This window comes from Klebsiella sp. K4 (assembly GCF_014596785.2).
Classification (GTDB): Bacteria; Pseudomonadota; Gammaproteobacteria; order Enterobacterales; family Enterobacteriaceae; genus Klebsiella; species Klebsiella pneumoniae.
In genome coordinates this window covers 633,500-652,747 of record NZ_CP115021.1, presented here as the reverse complement: position 1 = coordinate 652,747, position 19,248 = coordinate 633,500, and the positions used below count along the sequence as shown (strand labels likewise).

18 protein-coding genes and 1 pseudogene are annotated in these 19,248 nt (G+C 53.9%); 10 read left to right on the top strand and 9 right to left on the bottom strand.

All coding sequences use genetic code 11. The features are described from left to right. The first annotated feature begins 382 nt into the window (after positions 1-382). Together IB144_RS03215 and IB144_RS03210 are read left to right on the top strand one after the other, a co-directional pair. On the top strand, positions 383-1,228 hold the full coding sequence (locus IB144_RS03215) for a winged helix-turn-helix domain-containing protein (protein ID WP_077256711.1): 846 nt from the start codon (positions 383-385) through the stop codon (positions 1,226-1,228). Beyond that, the gene (locus IB144_RS03210; protein WP_048337905.1) at positions 1,225-1,701 is read left to right on the top strand and encodes a hypothetical protein; all 477 of its coding nucleotides are present in this window, start codon (positions 1,225-1,227) and stop codon (positions 1,699-1,701) included. The genes IB144_RS03215 and IB144_RS03210 overlap by 4 nt, the downstream gene beginning before the upstream one ends. A 966-nt stretch (positions 1,702-2,667) precedes the next feature. Here the strand turns inward: IB144_RS03210 and IB144_RS03205 are convergent. Both IB144_RS03205 and IB144_RS03200 read right to left on the bottom strand, forming a co-directional pair. Beyond that, complete coding sequence (locus IB144_RS03205) at positions 2,668-3,240, bottom strand: GNAT family N-acetyltransferase (protein ID WP_022631436.1); 573 nt, start codon at positions 3,238-3,240, stop codon at positions 2,668-2,670. Between the two features lie 92 nt (positions 3,241-3,332). Further along, the gene (locus IB144_RS03200) at positions 3,333-3,566 is read right to left on the bottom strand and encodes a hypothetical protein (RefSeq protein ID WP_071579674.1); all 234 of its coding nucleotides are present in this window, start codon (positions 3,564-3,566) and stop codon (positions 3,333-3,335) included. 749 nt (positions 3,567-4,315) lie between these two features. Between IB144_RS03200 and IB144_RS03195 the strand changes: the two genes are divergently transcribed. After that, positions 4,316-5,161: an MBL fold metallo-hydrolase gene (locus tag IB144_RS03195; RefSeq protein ID WP_046653336.1), complete on the top strand. Its 846-nt coding sequence runs from the start codon at positions 4,316-4,318 to the stop codon at positions 5,159-5,161. Between the two features lie 31 nt (positions 5,162-5,192). Then, a pseudogene (locus IB144_RS03190) lies at positions 5,193-5,273 on the top strand (hypothetical protein); the annotation flags it as partial. A gap of 68 nt (positions 5,274-5,341) precedes the next feature. Here IB144_RS03190 and IB144_RS03185 read toward each other — a convergent pair. Then, the gene (locus tag IB144_RS03185) at positions 5,342-5,707 is read right to left on the bottom strand and encodes an HdeA/HdeB family chaperone (protein WP_072198349.1); all 366 of its coding nucleotides are present in this window, start codon (positions 5,705-5,707) and stop codon (positions 5,342-5,344) included. Between the two features lie 301 nt (positions 5,708-6,008). On the opposite strand from IB144_RS03185, the gene evgA reads away from it, so the two are divergent. Both evgA and IB144_RS03175 read left to right on the top strand, forming a co-directional pair. Next, positions 6,009-6,623 carry an acid-sensing system DNA-binding response regulator EvgA gene (evgA, locus tag IB144_RS03180; protein WP_004174237.1) on the top strand — a complete coding sequence of 205 codons (615 nt, stop codon included), beginning with the start codon at positions 6,009-6,011 and terminating at the stop codon, positions 6,621-6,623. 4 nt (positions 6,624-6,627) lie between these two features. After that, a complete protein-coding gene (locus tag IB144_RS03175; protein WP_065888804.1) occupies positions 6,628-9,870 on the top strand; it encodes a transporter substrate-binding domain-containing protein in 3,243 nt (1,080 codons plus the stop codon). Between the two features lie 90 nt (positions 9,871-9,960). Here IB144_RS03175 and IB144_RS03170 read toward each other — a convergent pair whose 3' ends face one another. Beyond that, positions 9,961-10,623: a YfdX family protein gene (locus tag IB144_RS03170; protein WP_004144810.1), complete on the bottom strand. Its 663-nt coding sequence runs from the start codon at positions 10,621-10,623 to the stop codon at positions 9,961-9,963. A gap of 240 nt (positions 10,624-10,863) precedes the next feature. Between IB144_RS03170 and IB144_RS03165 the strand changes: the two genes are divergently transcribed. Next, positions 10,864-11,439: an HdeD family acid-resistance protein gene (locus tag IB144_RS03165; RefSeq protein ID WP_002917651.1), complete on the top strand. Its 576-nt coding sequence runs from the start codon at positions 10,864-10,866 to the stop codon at positions 11,437-11,439. A gap of 26 nt (positions 11,440-11,465) precedes the next feature. Then, positions 11,466-11,771 carry an acid-activated periplasmic chaperone HdeB gene (gene hdeB / locus IB144_RS03160; protein WP_002917655.1) on the top strand — a complete coding sequence of 102 codons (306 nt, stop codon included), beginning with the start codon at positions 11,466-11,468 and terminating at the stop codon, positions 11,769-11,771. Positions 11,772-11,825: 54 nt separating this feature from the next. Here the strand turns inward: hdeB and IB144_RS03155 are convergent, their stop codons facing one another. The 5 genes from IB144_RS03155 to IB144_RS03135 are packed head-to-tail and all read right to left on the bottom strand — an operon-like array spanning position 11,826 to position 17,211. Continuing rightward, entirely contained in the window at positions 11,826-12,629 is an 804-nt protein-coding gene (locus tag IB144_RS03155; RefSeq protein WP_002917658.1) for an MIP/aquaporin family protein, read from the bottom strand. A 53-nt stretch (positions 12,630-12,682) separates the two neighbouring features. Then, positions 12,683-14,506: a diol dehydratase reactivase subunit alpha gene (locus IB144_RS03150; protein WP_002917661.1), complete on the bottom strand. Its 1,824-nt coding sequence runs from the start codon at positions 14,504-14,506 to the stop codon at positions 12,683-12,685. Positions 14,507-14,518: 12 nt separating this feature from the next. Further along, on the bottom strand, positions 14,519-14,944 hold the full coding sequence (locus IB144_RS03145) for a glycerol dehydratase small subunit DhaB3 (protein ID WP_002917670.1): 426 nt from the start codon (positions 14,942-14,944) through the stop codon (positions 14,519-14,521). 2 nt (positions 14,945-14,946) lie between these two features. Then, positions 14,947-15,531: a propanediol/glycerol family dehydratase medium subunit gene (locus tag IB144_RS03140; protein WP_002917672.1), complete on the bottom strand. Its 585-nt coding sequence runs from the start codon at positions 15,529-15,531 to the stop codon at positions 14,947-14,949. Positions 15,532-15,543: 12 nt separating this feature from the next. Further along, on the bottom strand, positions 15,544-17,211 hold the full coding sequence (locus IB144_RS03135) for a propanediol/glycerol family dehydratase large subunit (protein ID WP_002917676.1): 1,668 nt from the start codon (positions 17,209-17,211) through the stop codon (positions 15,544-15,546). A 413-nt stretch (positions 17,212-17,624) separates the two neighbouring features. Between IB144_RS03135 and IB144_RS03130 the strand changes: the two genes are divergently transcribed. Continuing rightward, complete coding sequence (locus tag IB144_RS03130) at positions 17,625-18,053, top strand: heme-binding protein (protein WP_014599267.1); 429 nt, start codon at positions 17,625-17,627, stop codon at positions 18,051-18,053. Between the two features lie 21 nt (positions 18,054-18,074). Continuing rightward, on the top strand, positions 18,075-19,238 hold the full coding sequence (dhaT, locus tag IB144_RS03125; protein ID WP_004150927.1) for a 1,3-propanediol dehydrogenase: 1,164 nt from the start codon (positions 18,075-18,077) through the stop codon (positions 19,236-19,238). The last annotated feature ends 10 nt before the right edge of the window (positions 19,239-19,248 follow it).

The window sequence follows — 19,248 nt, the reverse complement described above, 5'->3', positions numbered from 1 at the left end:
CGCAGGATGTTCCTTATGTCACAAATAAGCACTGCTGAACTCAGCAGATGGAAATTGGCATCATCTGTACGATGGCTTTCCCAAAGATTACCCTCGGATAGCTCCCCAAAAAAATGAAAGAATAGTCTTAAGTTTATAATTGAGATTCTTATCCCTTGACGATAGACTTTGTACAACACATAAAATTTAACAATTCTGCAACACAACTCATTTGTAATAAGGATGCTGATATGAAAAAGCGATAAAGAATCTTAAGAACCAACCCAACTACCTAGATAAATCAACTGGTTAAACTTGATCTTGATTAAGATTTTTCCTTATATTAACCTGATTACAAGATTTACTAAGTAAAACCTCTCTTTTTGCTTAACAGGAGCGCAACATGCTTGAAGAGGAGTCGGTGTGTCATTCAGAACCGACTTTATACACAATTGAAGGTAACATTCATTTTTGTCCTAATGAAAATACTCTTCGTAATGTAATTGATGGGCGAACTGTAACCCTCCTGAGTACAGCATCAGAATGTTTTAAGATCCTGATAGAGAATCAAGGTAGAGTGATCTCAAGAGATGAAATGAAAGAGCTAGTGTGGGGTAAGCGTGGAGTGATTGTTAGCAGTAATACTTTTTATCAAAACATGCTGAACCTCAGAAGAGGCCTGGAAAAAGTAGGTGCCGGTAAACGCCTAATTTCAACTCATTATGGGAAAGGTGTAACTATAGACAATGGGTTAGATATAACCCCAATAGTAACTTCAGTGAGTAATTGCCTGGAACCTATGAATGGCACCAAGAACATACCTTTCAGCACATCTGAAGCTATTAACACTGCTGATGAGCACTTTCTAAATAACTTTAAGCAGTTAGAAGAAAAAGGTATCATCAAAAAAAACCGGTACAAGCACGGTATGATACTGATAACTAATCTGCTACTTTTGTTTTTCTGCATCCTGATGTTCTATACTGCTCACAATTTAAAGAGGGAAAATTACTTTAGTCATTATACAAAAACAAAGCTTAAAGTTAAAAATTGCGACATATATACAGATCCAGCCCTGCTGAATGAACATGAATTAAATGAATTGCTAAAACAGAACCCTCCTGACTGTGAAGAAGGAGAAACTTTATACTTATCTTCAGTCTATCCGATACAAAGGATGTCAGTAATACGCTGTATCGGGACTTTCCTGCCGGGGGAAGAATGCGAATCAGATTACTATCTCGAATGAATATAGTCGGTTCAATTACCGCAATTATCCTATTTATCACTTTCGTTTCGTTGGCAATCGACAACTGGACTGAATGGAAGGCACAACACTCAGATACAATGACTTGTGATGCTATCATTAATGTTCATAAAGAGCATCAACTACTGTCCATTCGTTTGAAATACTCTTTCCTTGGTCATGAAGGAGTAGCAAATTTATCTGGCGTGCTGAATAACGGTAATAAAGGTATTTTTAGTATAAGCAGAACTGTTCTTTTCAAATATAAGCGTATTAATGAGGGAGTTTATCTTGAAAATACAACCACTACTATATCATTACAAGATACTGCAGGCCCAGATGGTCTAAAAAAGTTGCTTCCAGAATTCTATACTGAACATGGGGCCCGCACCAGTTTTCAAGTATACGCACAAAAACCCGGTGGGTACATTTTTGTTAAAGAGTTTACTCCTGCTTTTTACTGCACAGAACAATAAGTAAACTTCGTTAACAGAATATGATGCCACTCCCTGTAGGCGAGATCTTATAGTCCCAGTATTTGCATTTTTTCAGCTTTACAAAGGCTTTTTCACCCTGAAAAAGCCTTTTTGAATCGATCAAAAATTAGACTTCAACTAAACTAAAATGCGTTCAAGATTTCTAAAGACTTGTTCGGATAGGCTGAGTTACCCTTTCATGAAACCAGTGCATAATGAATCCCTTGTGTCCCTCATAGATACAACTACTGACTCGCACAATAGGATGAAAATACGGGATATATCAGTTAGTGTTTGACTAGCAATGTTATTTATGGGTTGAGTAGCTAATGTAAGAATCCCTGTTTTAGTTGCACGCTATTTTTAATTGCTCAAGTTTTCTGACCTTGGCCCAAATTCAGTGTAGTGCTAAATCAGAGATCTTCGTCTTTCCGGAGACTTCTGGTTTAGCTTGGCACTGTTTTCAGGGAGGAGTTCATATTGGTATAATCGCCTGAATCATTGATAGCCATTTTCTTTCCCGCATACCTAGTTCTCTCACTTTGAATCTATTCTTGGAGCGAGCCTTACAGGTCAATCACTTTGAGCACAGTAAAAGCCGGTATGTATTAAGTCACATAAGACTAAAAACAAATTGCAACTTGATGGCTAAATTAAGGGGCGGTAGAAATGGCGAATAATTGGTAATCATTGGTAAATAGTGGCAATCTATGTCAATGATAAATAACGCAAACTATTGATTTTCGGTTGTTCTGGTAGGAACTCATAATCGCTTGGTCGTTGGTTCAAACCCAACAGGGGCCCCCAGATATCAAGGGTTTATGTGCAAACGTAGGCCCTTTTCCTTTTCCAGACGCCCTCAAAATAGCAGAGATCGGTCAGCCACCGGCCAAACCTGGACCTATGCTTATACCGGCAGGCGCCGAAGACGCCCGCCGGGTATACCGCACTATTTCAGCCCAACGCTCAGGAGGTCGGTAATGCCATCATGTGGTACTTATTGCCATTGAAGTTAAAGAAACCGACGTCTTCGAACTGGTTGCGGGTATGAAACGCATACGAGCGCGGGTTCAGCACATTGACAAAGGTAACGATGACGGGATAACGCGGTGCAAACACCTTGCGCTGATACTCAAGCAGCATCTCGCCCACGCCCCGGCCACGATACTCTTCTGCGACGCAGATGGGGCCATACTGATATGAGCTTACTGCATCCAGTTTTTCCCCCTGGTAGCGATATTCGTTGAGAATACTTGCCATGTATTTAAACATGGGCCACGGGCTGAGAAATTCCCACGATCCGCCGAGCAGCAGACCAATGACCTTGTCACATGAACGATCAACGGCGATCACCACACCACTTTCGGCTGAACTTAGTTCGCTTAATTGCTGCTCCGTCATATCGGTGGTGACAAATCCATTCGCCCGTTGCTCGCCTGCAAGATTTTTTGCGTGATAGCGCTCCAGCAGTTGTTTCACCTCAGGGATGTCTACGTCTTGCGCCAGACGAATGACGATATTTTCATTGACCATTGCCATTTCATACTCCTGTAAAATATTTTACTGAAAGCGTCACCATCATCGCACCCACGGTGACAAACAGAACTTTGCGAATGATTTCACCATTGGTTTTAATGGCGGGCAGAACCATAAGCGCCATGTACCTCTGCATTTATTGCTTCAATATAATCAGTACAGGCGGGAATGATGGAGGATAGGGTGATTTGCCAGGTATAAAATTGCGGCAACTTCCATATTACATAACAGTCCTCTTCAAGCCTTTTTCTGAATTCGTCAGTTGGTATGGGAAACGCGTCTTTGATACGATCTGCGATTGATAGAATAATTCCATTCTTCATAAACATACCCTGTCCTGAAGCTACCAGCATAATAAGATTTATTTCACTATTTATCTGAATTGTTCATTCAGATATTTCCATTGTATTCTAAATAGTGCGATTAATTTATAACGCAGATTTATTAATCCCTTCAAGGTAGCGGATAAAATCCAGACGATCTTTCTATCTTTAGAGCTTACTACAAACCCTTAAATTTTAATCACATAATTTTTACAAAACATTATCCTGCGAGCCATTAGCTGAATCAGTTCAGCAAAACACTGTCAATGATTCATTAATAACTAATGGAAATAAGATATATCAGTATTAGCAAGGCTACTGGATACGACGTTTCTCAAGTCAGGTCAGCGATGCGGATAACTGCGCATTCCTATTCCTACTGCCCTCAGGAGCGTTGATGTCGAACGGTTCGGCTTGACGGTAGCGTTCCATCGGTCGACTATGAGGGCATGGCGCGATATCGGTATGCCCTTAGACCGGTTATGTTGTCAGGGATGAAAGACAGCGATTGCATGACTACCGTCTCCCTTGTGATGAGCATGGCCGCGGTTGCATAAAAGGCTAACGCAAGCGAGAAACGGCACTATGCAACTTTTTTAGTTAAGCTCATTCTTTTCCCGGCGGTATCTGGTCAGCCCTGTCTTTCATGACAAATGTTGGTGAATTGCTTATCCGCAATCAATGTGGCATAACACCAGTCCAGAATAGAAAGATGTAGTTTTTTATATTATTGGCTCCACATCGAGGATTGGCTGATGAGATTGACGGTTCTGGTTGATAATAATACATTAATTGACAGGTACCTTATCGGTGAACCTGGTGTGTCTTATCTGATTGAGTATGATGGTCAAAAAATCCTTTTCGATACCGGATATTCGGATGTTTTCCTGAAGAATGCGCAGACGCTGAAAATTGATTTAACCAGTATCGATAGCATCGTTTTTTCTCATGGGCATAACGATCATACCTGGGGGCTAAATCATTTAGTTCAATATTATGACCGGATAAATTTCATTCCTGAAAGAAAGATAAACTTAATCTGTCACCCAGATGCATTAACCCCAAAATACTTTGATGCAAAAGCCATCGGGATAAACTACAGATTCGATCAAAATGATCCCTTTTTTGACAAAATTTGCAGCAAAAAACCTTATCCACTCACTGAAAACATTATCTTCCTCGGTCAAATACCAAGGGACAATAAATTTGAGATGCTGACACCGGTAGGCCAAACGGTGGATGATAAAAGCGAAATCACAGATGATTACGTTATGGATGATTCTGCGCTGGCAATAAAAACAGAAGATGGACTGGTGGTAGTCACAGGCTGTTCTCACGCGGGAATAGCTAACATTATTGAATATGCAAAACAGGTTACCGGAGAAAATCACATTGTTTCGGTCATTGGCGGGTTCCATTTGCAAAATGCTGATGAAGATCGCCTCACCCAGACAGGGGATTACCTTAAAGTATTGTCCCCAGACTCCGTCTATCCGTGCCATTGTACCGATCTTGCGGCGAAGGTTAGCCTGGCGCGTTTTATCAAAATTAACGAGGTCGGCGTTGGATTAACGCTGAATTTTTCTGCCACCGGGAAATAAATGTGAAAGCGCGCAGATGACAGCGCCTCTGAATGCCATCTGCGCCGGCGCCAACCCGACGCTAGCGAGCAAAACCTGCGACGCCCTGTCGCAAAAAGCGGGCCGCTGCTGAGCCTTTGCGCAGAAGAAGGCCGCTAACTGCCCATTTAGTCACTTTTTCTGCCGTTTTACCGCGGTCGCTTAGTTCAGTGACCGCACCTGCTGATAAGAATTGAGCCGTTCCCGCAGCGAGGTGAGCCAGACATCCGGCTCCTGACGGCAGATTTCGGTGAGGATCGGCGTCAGCACCAGCTCGGCTTCATGGAAGTCGGTCCACTCCGGCGGCTCCAGTGAAAAAGGATCGTTCATCAGCCAAATCACCATCGGCGTCCAGGCGCGCGGATCCAGTTGCAGATAATCCTGACAGCGCATCATATCTCGGGTCCGCGCCTCATCGGGGACGACATCCTTTCCCACCGCGGCGCTACTCATTGCCAGTACTGTTATTCCTACCATCAGATGTTTCCAAACCCATTTTCGCCAGAAGGCGCGTTTTTCTTTCGCCATTGTTATTATTTTACCTGCCAGTTGTCGCCGGACGATATTCCCGAGAACTCACCTTAATAAGAGCAGATTAATCGTTTGCATTTTTTTTAACAGCAGACCGCGCTGAAGCAAGTGAACGCCCGTTCCTACAGCTGTCATCCAGCTATGCAAATATATTCGTCTGGCTCAGCTCCACAATATTTCCCTGGCCCAAAACGATTTGTGTTACAATTACGCCTTATAACGGCATCGATAAAAATAACCCCCGCCGCACCTGCACCAGGCATCGCCCTTCTTTTTTCATATCAGGATTTACGCCCCCATGAATGCGATAATCATTGACGATCATCCATTGGCACGTATCGCCATTCGCAACCTTCTCGACAGCAACGGTATTACCGTCGCGGCAGAGCTCGACAGCGGCGCTCATGCCGTGCAGACCGCGGAAAGCATGCAGCCTGACCTGCTCATCGTCGACGTCGATATTCCGGAGCTCAGCGGTATCGAGGTGCTGGAGCAGCTGCGCAAACGCCGCTACCAGGGAACAATCATCATCATTTCCGCCAAGAATGAACTGTTCTACGGCAAACGCAGCGCCGACTGCGGAGCAAATGGTTTTGTGAGTAAAAAAGAGGGAATGAATAATATCCTCGCCGCCATCGACGCAGCCAATAATGGCTACAGCTATTTCCCCTTTTCACTGGAACGCTTCTGCACCCACGGCATCACCGATCAGGACCGGCTGGATACGCTGTCAACGCAGGAGATGAAGGTGTTCCGCTATATTCTCAGCGGCGTCGACTACACCACCATCGGCAGCAAAATGAATATCAGCAATAAAACAGTAAGTACCTATAAGGTCCGTCTGATGGATAAATTAGGCTGCAGCACCCTGCTTGAGCTATATGACTTTGCGCAACGCAATAAAATAGGGTGATGGCATGGCGGTTCGTCTTATTTTATCCGTCGTTGTCGGGCTGGCGCTGAGCCTCTCGCCTGCCGCGTATGCCATGAAACAGCTGGAGCTGAAGAGCCATTCTCATATCGCGGCGATCGATATCCCGCTTAGCGGTAAGGAGAAAGCATGGCTGGCGGCGCAGCCTACGCTGACCGTCGGGACCTGGCTTCCCGAGAGGACGCCCATCGTCTATGACGGCGACGAGAAAAGTTATCAGGGCATTAACGCCGACTATCTGGCGCTGATGGCGCACAGCCTCGGACTGAAGGTGATTATCCGCCAGTATGACACCGAGCAGCAGGCGCTCACCGCCCTGGCCGACCGCCAGGTGGATACCCTGCTCACTCAGGTGGCGCACCGGGATGCGCTCGCCCCGGGCCTGGATCAATCCGCGCCGCTGCTTAAAACCTGGCCGACGCTGGTCACCTCGCTGAAATCCCCTCTGCCGCCGCTGACCACTGACCGCCGCGTCACGCTGGCCTGCACCCGCGATTGCGCTTTTTTCGATATTATTCAGCAGGCGTTTCCCAACGCCAAAATCACACTTTATGATAGCGACTATCAGGCTCTCGCCTCGGTGGTCAGCGGCGAGAATCAGTATTTTATCGGCAACAACATCACCACTGGCCACTGCATCTCGAAATATTTCTCGCAATCGCTGGTTATCGCGCACTATTTTCGTCAGCAGGAGCAACACAACCGCTTTGTCACCCGTGACGATCGGCCAGAGCTGCATCAACTCTTCGACCGTTTTATCCATGCCGTCGACAGCGACACCGCGATGCGGATCATGCAAAACTGGCTCAACCGTGGCGATCTGTCGTTTCTCAATACCCCGCTTACCTTTAGCCCCGAAGAGCAGCGCTGGCTGCAGAAGCATCGTCGCGTCCGCCTGCTGGTGAACCCGTATTTTCCGCCATTTACCCTGGTGGATAACGAGGATGAACTGCGCGGCATCATGGCCGATATGCTGAATATTGTCTCACTCCAGACCGGCCTGCAGTTTGACCCCATTCTGGTGCGCAACCGTCAGGCTCTGGCAAAGCGCATGGAAAAAGAGGACTGGGCGATCATGCCCGCCGCCACCCTGACCCCACAGCCGCAGGCCTACGTCACCCTCAGCGATCCGCTTATTAACGTGGCCTTTGTGCTGGTCGCCCGCGGCAGCGCCCCCAACCAGCATCTGCTGACGCGCTCGGCGCGGATCGCCCTGCCGGTCGGGCCTATCGCCGCCCATGATCTGAAAGCGCGTTTTCCGCTGATTAACTGGGTGGAAACGGATAACGTTGGCGTCGCCATGAAGATGGTAGAGGAAGGCGAAGTGGATGCCGCCGTAGCCTCGGAGCTTTCCGCCCGCTATATGATCGACCACTACTATCCACAGGGTCTGCACTACACCCGCATTGATGGACTCCCCGTCGCGGCCATTCGGCTGGCCATCCCGCGCGATGAACCGGTGCTGGCCGCCATTCTTAACAAAGCGCTGCAGGTTATTCCGCCACGGGATATTCTGCAGATGACCGAGAAGTGGTCGAAAATCTCCAGTCAGCAAATAGAGAACTGGAGCCAGTACAGCCGCCAGTTTTACCAGCTGATCGCCTTTGCGCTGGTGCTGATCGCCATCAGCCTCGGCTGGGGACTCTCCCTGTGTCGGGAAGTGCGCAAACGCAAAGACTCCCAGCAGCGGCTCGAGGAGGAGCTGGCGCAGAAGGAGGCCCTCTCCTGTGCGCTGGAGCGCGAAAAAGACAAAGCGATTCAGGCGACAAAAGCCAAGAGCCGCTTTCTGGCCAGCATGAGCCACGAGCTGCGCACGCCGGTGAGCGCCATCGTCGGCTTTCTGGAGCTGCTGGCGAAACCTGAGCTGAACGTCGGCCAGCGTAAAGAGGCGATCGAGCTGGCGGGGTCGACGGCGCAAACCCTGCTGGGACTTATCGGCAATATTCTTGATATCGACAAGATTGAATCGGGAAAATACCAGGTTACCCCGCAGTGGAGCGATGTCGCACAGTTAGTGTCGCAGCAGTGTCATACCTTCGACGCGCTGGCGCAGCAAAAGGGCATCGTTCTGCACTACCATAACGCGCTGCAGGAAGGGACCATGCTGTGGGTCGACCCGCAGGCGCTACGGCAAATCCTCAATAATCTCATCGGCAATGCGCTGAAGTTTACCGTCGAAGGCGCAATTCAGGTCTCCTGCCGGCTGACGCCGGCGAATGAGACACAGGGAGAGCTGGCCCTCATGGTTAGCGACAGCGGCTGCGGGATCAGTGAAGCAGAGCAGGCCACCCTCTTCCACCGCTATGCCCAAGCGCGCCAGGGACGCCAGCAGACCGGCTCCGGACTGGGGCTGGTCATTTGCAAAGAGCTGGTTGCGCTGATGCAGGGTCGCCTGGAGATGGTCAGCCGTCCGGGCGTGGGGACCACTTTCACCATCACGCTGCCGGTCAAGGCGAGCCGCTGCGCGATCCACGCGCCGCAGGCGTCGCCCGCCAGACCGCAGGCTCTACCCGGGCTGGCGATACTGATAGCGGACGATCACCCCACCAACCGGCTACTGCTCAAGCGCCAGCTCAGCACTATCGGCTATAGCGTCGATGAAGCCTGCGACGGTGAAGAGGCAGAGAATAAGCTCGCCAGCAAACATTACGATCTGCTGATAACGGACCTCAATATGCCGAAGAAAGATGGCCTGGCGCTGGCGGCCTCGCTACGCCGTCGCTATCCGGGCCTGGTAATTTGGGGCGTGACTGCCAGCGCGCTGCCGCAGTCGCGGGAGGCGTGTCTGGCCAGCGGCATGAATATGTGTCTGTTTAAGCCGGTGTCGGTCCAGACGCTGAGTCATGAGCTCAGCCGTTTAGCGGTGGGCCGCGCATCACCTCACGCTACCCGGCACCTGAAGCTCAGCGTGCTGAGCGAGAATACGGGGGGAGACCAGGCGCTGATGAATGAGATGCTGGAGACGTTCCGCGATGCGTCGGCCGCGGATTTACAGGCTGCCGGACAGGCAATCGCCCGGCATGAGCCGCAGATCTTTCTGCGGGCGCTGCACCGTCTGCACGGTTCAGCACAAATTATGGGGATTACTGCGCTACAACAACTGTGCGCCCCTTTTGAGGCAAAGCGGCCTGATTCGCTGACGCCGGCAAGCTGTCTGGAGGTGGTACAGCGCATCACCGGCGTCATGCGCGAGATCGATGGCGAAATCGACGCCCTGATCGGCCGCTAGCCGTTCCGCTCGGGCAGTCCGCCTGCCCGAGCGTTAAGGGGACATCCTTGTCAGTTTTTTCCTCTGCGCTCTCTCAGGGTGGAACAAGTATCAGTTGCCTGCCACCAGCATCTCGCTATCCACCACAATGCCCTCTTCAGCGCCCTTCAGCACCAGATTCGCTTCGTAATATTTACCGGCTTTCAGCAGTTCTTGCGCCTGCGCTACCGCCTTACGGGTCTGGTTAAGCGGCATCAGATACTGGTTCTCAATCACGCCAATACCGGCCAGACGCAGGGTATCGATAGCCCCTTTCTGATCGCCTTTCGCCAGCTTTTCGTTGGCGGATTGGATAGCGCTCTCTTTTTCCGGCGTGGCCACATAGTCTTCAGACAGGGCGATAGAGGCGTTAATGATCACATAGCGATCGGCGATCATTTTGGCTTTAGCATCAGTTTTCACAAACTTCGCCCAGCTGGCATCATCGGCGGCCAGCAGCGCGGCGGCGTCGTCTGTCAGTTTTTTGGCGCTATCCGGCTGGCCATGGAACAGCGCCAGACGGGCGAACTGGATGTCGCGCATCGCATTCGCGCCCTGCACCGCCACCTGCAGCACATCGGCGGCTTCTTTCTGTACCTGCGTCGTGGCTGCCGCGGCTGGCGCTGCCGTCGCGCTATCTGTTGCCCATACCGGAGAGGTACTCATCATGGTTGCCAGCAGGCTCGCCAGAATGACTTTTTTCATCGTTGACTCCTGATTAAAATCGGTAAGCATCACCAAACGCAGCCAGCTTAAAAAATATCGTGGGCATTGAGAATCAGAGCCCGGAAGTAATATTGCGGGCCTGGTCTGACAGCTGTCAGACCAGGCGTATAAAGTGGCCTCGGCGCTCTTATTTACGCCTGCCGATCGCGCGGCCTACTATTTTCCTCAGACCTTTCTTTTGGCCCGCTGAATAAACCCTCACGCTTTTTATTCAGCGTCAGGCCGCCAACCGGGATCTGCGGAGCAATTATGTTTATGTTTAGCCATTACACCTTAAATGCGTTTAGCCCACGCGTCTTCATTCGATATAAACGGCATGCCTGCCTGATGGCGGTATTGCTGTTTATCTGCGGAGCCTGTTGTCTGGCCTGGCCGTTGGTCGCCGGCTGGTATCTCGCCACAGTAACCGGCATGTTATTGATGATCTGCGGCTTCTATTCGCTGTACAGCCTGATTGTCTTCCGCCAGCAGCACTGGAAATCACGCCTGGTGGCGCTGATCTTCGCCATCGCCTGGATCGTGCTCGGCCTGAGCTTTGTCGTCAATCCTCTCAACGGTATGAGCAGTCTGGCCATTTTATTTGGCTTTTTATTTGTTCTCGGCGGTATTTCCCGCATCGTTAACGGATGTCAAACCCGCAAACAAAGCGGCGCTGGCTGGAATATTTTTATCGGCCTGTTGGATTTACTTATCGCTTGCCTGTGGCTGGCCATGAACCCGCAGCAAAGCTGGTTATTTATTACCGCCTTTATCGGCGTTGAAATGATATTTAGCGCCATCGGCTTGTTGGTCCTGCGCAATAAAATGAAGCACGCTCAGGCTTAAGCCCTATTTTGTCACTGGAGAAGAAAATGAATTTACCTAAAGCACTCGTATTGACCGTGGCGGCTACCACATTCTGTCTGATGACCAGCCCGGCGTTCGCGGTTGAGGAAACCACGCCGCAGAATATGACCTGTCAGGAATTTATGGATATGAACCCAAAAAGCATGACCCCGGTGGCCTTCTGGGTAGTGAATCGCAACACCGACTTTAGCGGCGGCGACTATGTTGACTGGCATGAAGTCGAGACCGTTTCGGTACCGAAAATGCTGCAGGAGTGCCACAAGAACCCCGCCGCTAAACTTGGCGATCTCAGCGCGGTCATCAAAAAATAACCCCCCCCCCGGCATCAGGCCGGGGAAACCCGCCGCGCTGCGGCGGGTCCCGCTTTACTCATCGATACCGCATTCGCACGGCAGATGGCGGCCGATAAGCTTGCGATACAAAAACGCCCCGATAATCGCCCCCACCACCGGCGCCAGCAGCGGCACCAGAAAGTAAGGGATCGCCAGCCCACCGGTAAAAGCGATCGAGCCCCACCCGGCCAGACTGGTAAACAGTTTTGGGCCGAAGTCGCGCGCCGGATTCAGCGCAAAGCCGGTTAGCGGCCCCATCGATGCGCCGATCACGGCGATCAGCAAGCCAATCAGCAACGGCGCCAGCGGCCCGCGCGGAATTCCGTTGCCGTCGTCGGTCAGGGCCATGATCATCGCCATCAGGATTGCCGTGATGGTGGTCTCCACGGCAAACGCTTGTATAAAAGTGATATGTGGATGCGGGTACGTGGAAAAGACCCCGGCCAGGTTAAGACTGGCGGCAGTGCCGCGCACGATATGCTGACTCTGTTCAAGATCGAGAAACAGCTGGCGATAGAGCCCATACACCAGCGCGGCGGCGCAGAAGGCCCCGGCCGTCTGGGCAACAATAAACGGCAGCACCTTGCGGCGTTCAAAACAGGCGAACAGCCACAGGGCAATGGTCACCGCCGGATTAAGGTGCGCGCCGGAGACACCGGCCGTCAGGTAGATGGCCATGGCGACGCCAAGGCCCCAGATAATACTGATCTCCCACTGACCAAAGCTGGCCCCGGCGACCCGCAGCGCAGCGACGCAGCCCGCGCCGAAGAAAATGAGCAATCCGGTGCCAAGAAACTCGGCCACGCACTGCCCGGTTAAGGTAGAAGTCTGGTTCATTATCGGCATCCTGAAATAGCACGTTAAAGAGAGAGGCTGGCGCGAGCGCCCGTTTAATTCGCCTGACCGGCCAGTAGCAGCCCGGTGGCGACCGCATTGCGCGGCCCTTCTGTTCCCCGAATATTGCCCTGCCCGGCGACCACGCCATAGTGCGACAAGGCTTCCGTGATAAGCTGCGGGATCTCAAAGTCCAGCGATGAGCCGCCCACCAGCACCACAAAGGCGATATCGCGAATGGAACCGCCGGGTGAGACCTGGCGCAGCGCGCGCAGGCAGTTGGTGACAAACACTTTCTCTTTCGCCTGCCGGCGCACGAGACGAATTTTTTCCAGCGGGCTGGCGTTATCGATCGGCACCAGTTCGCCCTCCTTGATGTACACCACTTTGGCGAACACCGCCGGGCTGAGGGCTTCCCGAAAGAACTCCACCGCGCCATTCTCGTGACGAATACTGAACAGGCTTTCCACTTTGGCCAGCGGGTATTTTTTTATCGCTTCCGCCAGCGAAAGATCCTCGAGGCCCAGCTCGGTTTTAATCAACAGGCTGACCATATTCCCCGCCCCGGCGAGATGGACCGCCGTTATCTGCCCCTCCGCGTTGACGATCGCCGCATCCGTCGAGCCGGCGCCGAGATCGAGGATCGCCAGCGGCGCCGCACAGCCGGGAGTGGTTAACGCCCCGGCGATGGCCATGTTGGCCTCCACGCCGCCCACCACCACCTCGGTCTGCAGTCGGGCGCTCAGTTCGCGGGCGATAACCTGCATTTGCAGACGATCCGCTTTCACCATCGCCGCCATCCCGACGGCATTTTCCATGGCGCACTCGCCGGCCATCCCGCCCTGCACCTTGCGCGGAATAAACGTATCCACCGCCAGCAGATCCTGGATGTATATCGCGCTCATCTCATGGCCGGTCAGGGACGCCATTACCTTGCGCACCCGCTCAAGCATGCCGCCGGCGTGGGTGCCCGGTTCGCCGCGGATGTCGCGTACCGGAGCGCAGGCGCTCATCGCCTGCATGATGGCTTCCGCGCCCTCGGCGACATCGGCCTCTCCGCGGCGCTTTTCGCCGCTAATGTAGAGGTTGCCCGCCGGGATCACCCGCGACTGCACGTCCCCCTGCGGGGTCTTGAGCACCACCGCGGAACGGTTGCCAATCAGGGCGCGGGCGATGGGGACGATGGCCTGGGTCTCTTCCGGGCTTAGCCCGAAGAAGGTGGCGATCCCGTAGGGATTCGACAGGATCCGCACCACCTGGCCCGGCGCGGCCACTTCCACCGCCGCCATCACCCCCTCGGGGACCTGCTCCAGCAGCGTCACTTCATCCACCACCGGCAGGGTTTTACGCAGGCGGTTGTTCACCAGCACGCCGTCGTCCTTTTTAAGGATCGCCGCCACCACGTTGATCCCCCGGTCGAGCGCCTCATTGAGCCACCACACGGCGTCAAGGAAATCGACGGCATCGTCAATCAGTACGATCCACCCCTCGGCATACTGCGCCGCCGGCAGCGTCGCCAGCCGCCCGAGGGCGATAGTCGTCCCCACGCCAACGCCCACCCCGCCCGGCGTCTGCGGGTTATGACCGATCATGGTCGATTCGGTGATAATGGTCTCGGTGATGGTCTCCATCGCCACATCGCCAATCACCGGCGCGGCTTCGTTAAGATAGATGCGAGAGACATCGCTCATCGACCACGGTGTTTTCGCCAGGGCCTGCTCCAGCGCGGCGAGGGTCCCGGCGATATTGTCCCGCGTCCCTTTCATGCCCGTCGTCGCGACGATCCCGCTGGCAACAAACGCCCTCGCCTGCGGGTCGTCGGACGCCAGCGCCACCTCGGTGGTGGCGTTGCCGATATCAATCCCGGCTATTAACGGCATGCTGACCTCCGCTTAGCTTCCTTTACGCAGCTTATGCCGCTGCTGATACACTTCCGCCGACTCCCGGACAAAGGCGGCATTCACTGTCGCATGCCAGGTGTGCTCCAGCTCGTCGGCGATCGCCAGCAGCTCCGCCTGCGAGGAGCGGAACGGGCGCAGCGCGTTATAGATAGCCAGAATGCGCTCGTCAGGAATGGCGATAAGCTCCGCCGCGCGGCGGAAATTGCGCGCCACCGCATGGCGCTGCATCTGCTCGGCAATCTGCGCCTGGTACTCAAGGGTCTGGCGGGAGATCCGCACATCCTGCGGGCCCACCTCGCCAGAGAGCACCTTCTCGAGGGTAATATCGGTCAATGGTTTGCCGGTAGGCGTCAGGATATGCTCCGGGCAGCGGGTGGCTAACGGATAATCCTGCACGCGCATGGTTTTCTCGCTCATGGTCACTCCCTTACTAAGTCGACGTGCAGGGTGACGGGCTCGGCGTCCTGCACCACATGTTTGGTCTCTTTGATATGAAATAGCGCGGCTTTGGCCATAAATTTCGGCCGCACCATCTGATCGTTCACCACCGGCACCGGCGAAGGTGACTCTTTGCGCGCATAGCGCGCAGCGTTTTTGCCAATCTGCCGGTAGGTCTCCAGCGTCAGCAGCGGCGCCTGGGAGAACAGCTCCAGGTTGCTGAGCGGCAGCAGATCGCGCTGATGGATGACCGTGGTCCCCTTCGACTGGATACCGATGCCGATCCCCGAGCCGCTCAGGTTGGCCGCATCCCAGGCCATAAAGGAGACGTCGGACGTGCGCAGAATGCGCACGACCCGGGCGTGAAGCCCCTCTTCTTCCACCCCGGCAATCAGCTCTTTGAGGATCGCGCCATGGGGCATATCGATCAGAGTGTGATGCTGGTGTTTATCGAAGGCAGGGCCGACGCCGATCACCACTTCATCGGCACGTTCATCGGCAGAAGCTACCCCGCCCTCGCGGGTTTTCAGGGTAAAAGAGGGCTGAATTTGGGTTGTCTGTTGCACAGGAATACCGCCTTATTCAATGGTGTCAGGCTGAACCACGCCCGGAATATTTTTGATCTCCGCCCAGCGTTCGGCAGAGATGCGATAGCCGGTGCCCGGCCCCTGATAGTCATTGATGTCGTTGACCGCACTCACCACCTCGAACTGCCGATCGAGAATGGCCGAGGTCTGCAGGTAATCGCCGGTGACCCGCTGGCGCAGCATATTGAGAATATTGCTGGCGATATCCTCAAAGCCGCTGCGGCTCAGCGCGCCGACAATATCGAGGCCGGTGATGTTGCGCTTCATCATCTCTTCCACCGCACTCAGATCCTCCACCACGTTACGCGGCGGCATCTCGTTGCTGCCGTGCGCGTAGGTGGCGGCCTCCACCTCCTCGTCGGCGATTGGCGGCAGCCCCAGCTCGCGGAAAACCGCCTGGATCGCCCGCGCCGCTTTCTGGCGAATGGCAATGGTTTCCGCCTCGGTCACCGGACGCAGGCCGCCGTCAACCATCAGGTCACGCTGCAGGATGTTGTAATCATCAAAATCTTCCGCATCGAAGTTCGAGCCGGCGAACATGTTGTCGTAGTTCGGCACCGCGCTGTAGCCGGAGAAAATAAAGTCGGTGCCCGGCAGCATCTGCATCAGGGTGCGCGCGGTGCGGCGAATATCCGAGTGGGAGAAAGTCTGGTCGTTGGCGGACGCCACTTCGAGGTCGAGCATAGAGGCGATCAGGTTTTCCGCCAGCACCGCCCGAATACCCGACGGCACAGCGCCGGTCATACCGATACAGCTCACCGCGCCGTTTTGCAGCCCCTGAACCCCGGCGCCTTTGGTAATGAAGATGCAGCGCGATTCGAGGTAGAGCATCGACTTGCTCTCCGAATAGCCCATCAGCGCTTCGGATCCGGTGCCGGAGGTGTAGCGCATTTTCAACCCGCGGGAGGCGTAGGCCGAGGCGAGGAACGCCTTTGACCACGGAGTATCATCGCCGTCGGTAAATACCGCTTCCGTGCCGTAGACCGACACCGTCTCGGCGTAGCTGGTTAAGCCACGCATGCCCAGCTCCAGCTCGGTGGCCTCTTCCACCGAGCACTGCGTCAACACGCCGGGGCGGCCGCACTGCGAACCGACCAACAGCGCCAGGGCGTTAAACGGCGCGTAGCGCGCGATACCGACCGTGGTCTCCTGTTCTGAGAAGCCGCGGATCCCGGCCTCGGCGGCGTCAGCGGCAATCTGCACCGGATTATCTTTGAGATTGGTGACGTGGCACTGGTTGGAGGGGGTCCGGCGGGCACGCATCTTCTGCAGCGCCATCATCATCTCCACCACGTTCATCTGCGCCATCACCTCGACCGCTTTGGCCGGCGTGATGGCGGTAGTGATGGCAATGATCTCCTCCCGGCTGACGTGAATATCCACCAGCATGCGGGCTATTTCCACCGCCTCCAGGCGCATTGCCTGCTCTGTGCGCTCAACGTTGATCGCGTAATCGGCGATAAACCGGTCGATCATGTCAAACTGGTCCCGGCGTTTGCCGTCCAGCTCGACGATCAGACCGTTGTCCACTTTTACTGAAGAGACCGGGTCAAAGGGGCTGTCCATGGCGATCAGCCCCTCTTCAGGCCACTCGCCAATCAGCCCGTCCTGATTGACGGGGCGCTGGGCCAGTACTGCAAATCGTTTTGATCTTTTCATTGTTCATCGGCTCAAAAGGTGAAATCCGCAGACGGTAGCGAATACGCCGGGCGAGCGTCGTTGCCGCCCGGCCATTACCGGCAATAGCGGAACTTTAAATGAGCCAGTGGTGAAAAAAATAAATTTAATTTCGTTTCAATTTGGCACACGAAATCTACCGACAGTTTCACTATGAAACTTTACTCCGGCGGCAAAAATAAAAAATGTGATCGCCCGCAATGATATAAATCAATTAATAAAAAACGCCCTTAATTACGTTTTGCCGACGCTATTTTAACCCTATTGACTAAATCATGGCGGGCGACAAAATAACGCTGACAAAAATAAAGCAAGCCAACCGAATGGTAATAGTTTTTTACTATCGCCCCCTACTGACTATTCGCGCCAGCGTTATCCTGGTGCGGGAGAGAATGATGAACAAGAGCCAACAAGTTCAGACAATCACCCTGGCCGCCGCCCAGCAAATGGCGGCGGCGGTGGAAAAAAAAGCCACTGAGATCAACGTGGCGGTGGTGTTTTCCGTGGTTGACCGCGGAGGCAACACGCTGCTTATCCAGCGGATGGACGAGGCCTTCGTCTCCAGCTGCGATATTTCCCTGAATAAAGCCTGGAGCGCCTGCAGCCTGAAGCAAGGTACCCATGAAATTACGCCAGCGGTCCAGCCAGGACAATCTCTGTACGGTCTGCAGCTTACCAACCAACAGCGAATTATTATTTTTGGCGGCGGCCTGCCAGTTATTTTTAATGAGCAGGTAATTGGCGCCGTCGGCGTTAGCGGCGGTACGGTCGAGCAGGATCAATTATTAGCCCAGTGCGCCCTGGATTGTTTTTCCGCATTATAACCTGAAGCGAGAAGGTATATTATGAGCTATCGTATGTTTGATTATCTGGTGCCAAACGTTAACTTTTTTGGCCCCAACGCCATTTCCGTAGTCGGCGAACGCTGCCAGCTGCTGGGGGGGAAAAAAGCCCTGCTGGTCACCGACAAAGGCCTGCGGGCAATTAAAGATGGCGCGGTGGACAAAACCCTGCATTATCTGCGGGAGGCCGGGATCGAGGTGGCGATCTTTGACGGCGTCGAGCCGAACCCGAAAGACACCAACGTGCGCGACGGCCTCGCCGTGTTTCGCCGCGAACAGTGCGACATCATCGTCACCGTGGGCGGCGGCAGCCCGCACGATTGCGGCAAAGGCATCGGCATCGCCGCCACCCATGAGGGCGATCTGTACCAGTATGCCGGAATCGAGACCCTGACCAACCCACTGCCGCCTATCGTCGCGGTCAATACCACCGCCGGCACCGCCAGCGAGGTCACCCGCCACTGCGTCCTGACCAACACCGAAACCAAAGTGAAGTTTGTGATCGTCAGCTGGCGCAACCTGCCGTCGGTCTCTATCAACGATCCGCTGCTGATGATCGGTAAACCGGCCGCCCTGACCGCGGCGACCGGGATGGATGCCCTGACCCACGCCGTAGAGGCCTATATCTCCAAAGACGCTAACCCGGTGACGGACGCCGCCGCCATGCAGGCGATCCGCCTCATCGCCCGCAACCTGCGCCAGGCCGTGGCCCTCGGCAGCAATCTGCAGGCGCGGGAAAACATGGCCTATGCTTCTCTGCTGGCCGGGATGGCTTTCAATAACGCCAACCTCGGCTACGTGCACGCCATGGCGCACCAGCTGGGCGGCCTGTACGACATGCCGCACGGCGTGGCCAACGCTGTCCTGCTGCCGCATGTGGCGCGCTACAACCTGATCGCCAACCCGGAGAAATTCGCCGATATCGCTGAACTGATGGGCGAAAATATCACCGGACTGTCCACTCTCGACGCGGCGGAAAAAGCCATCGCCGCTATCACGCGTCTGTCGATGGATATCGGTATTCCGCAGCATCTGCGCGATCTGGGGGTAAAAGAGGCCGACTTCCCCTACATGGCGGAGATGGCTCTGAAAGACGGCAATGCGTTCTCGAACCCGCGTAAAGGCAACGAGCAGGAGATTGCCGCGATTTTCCGCCAGGCATTCTGAGTGTTAACGA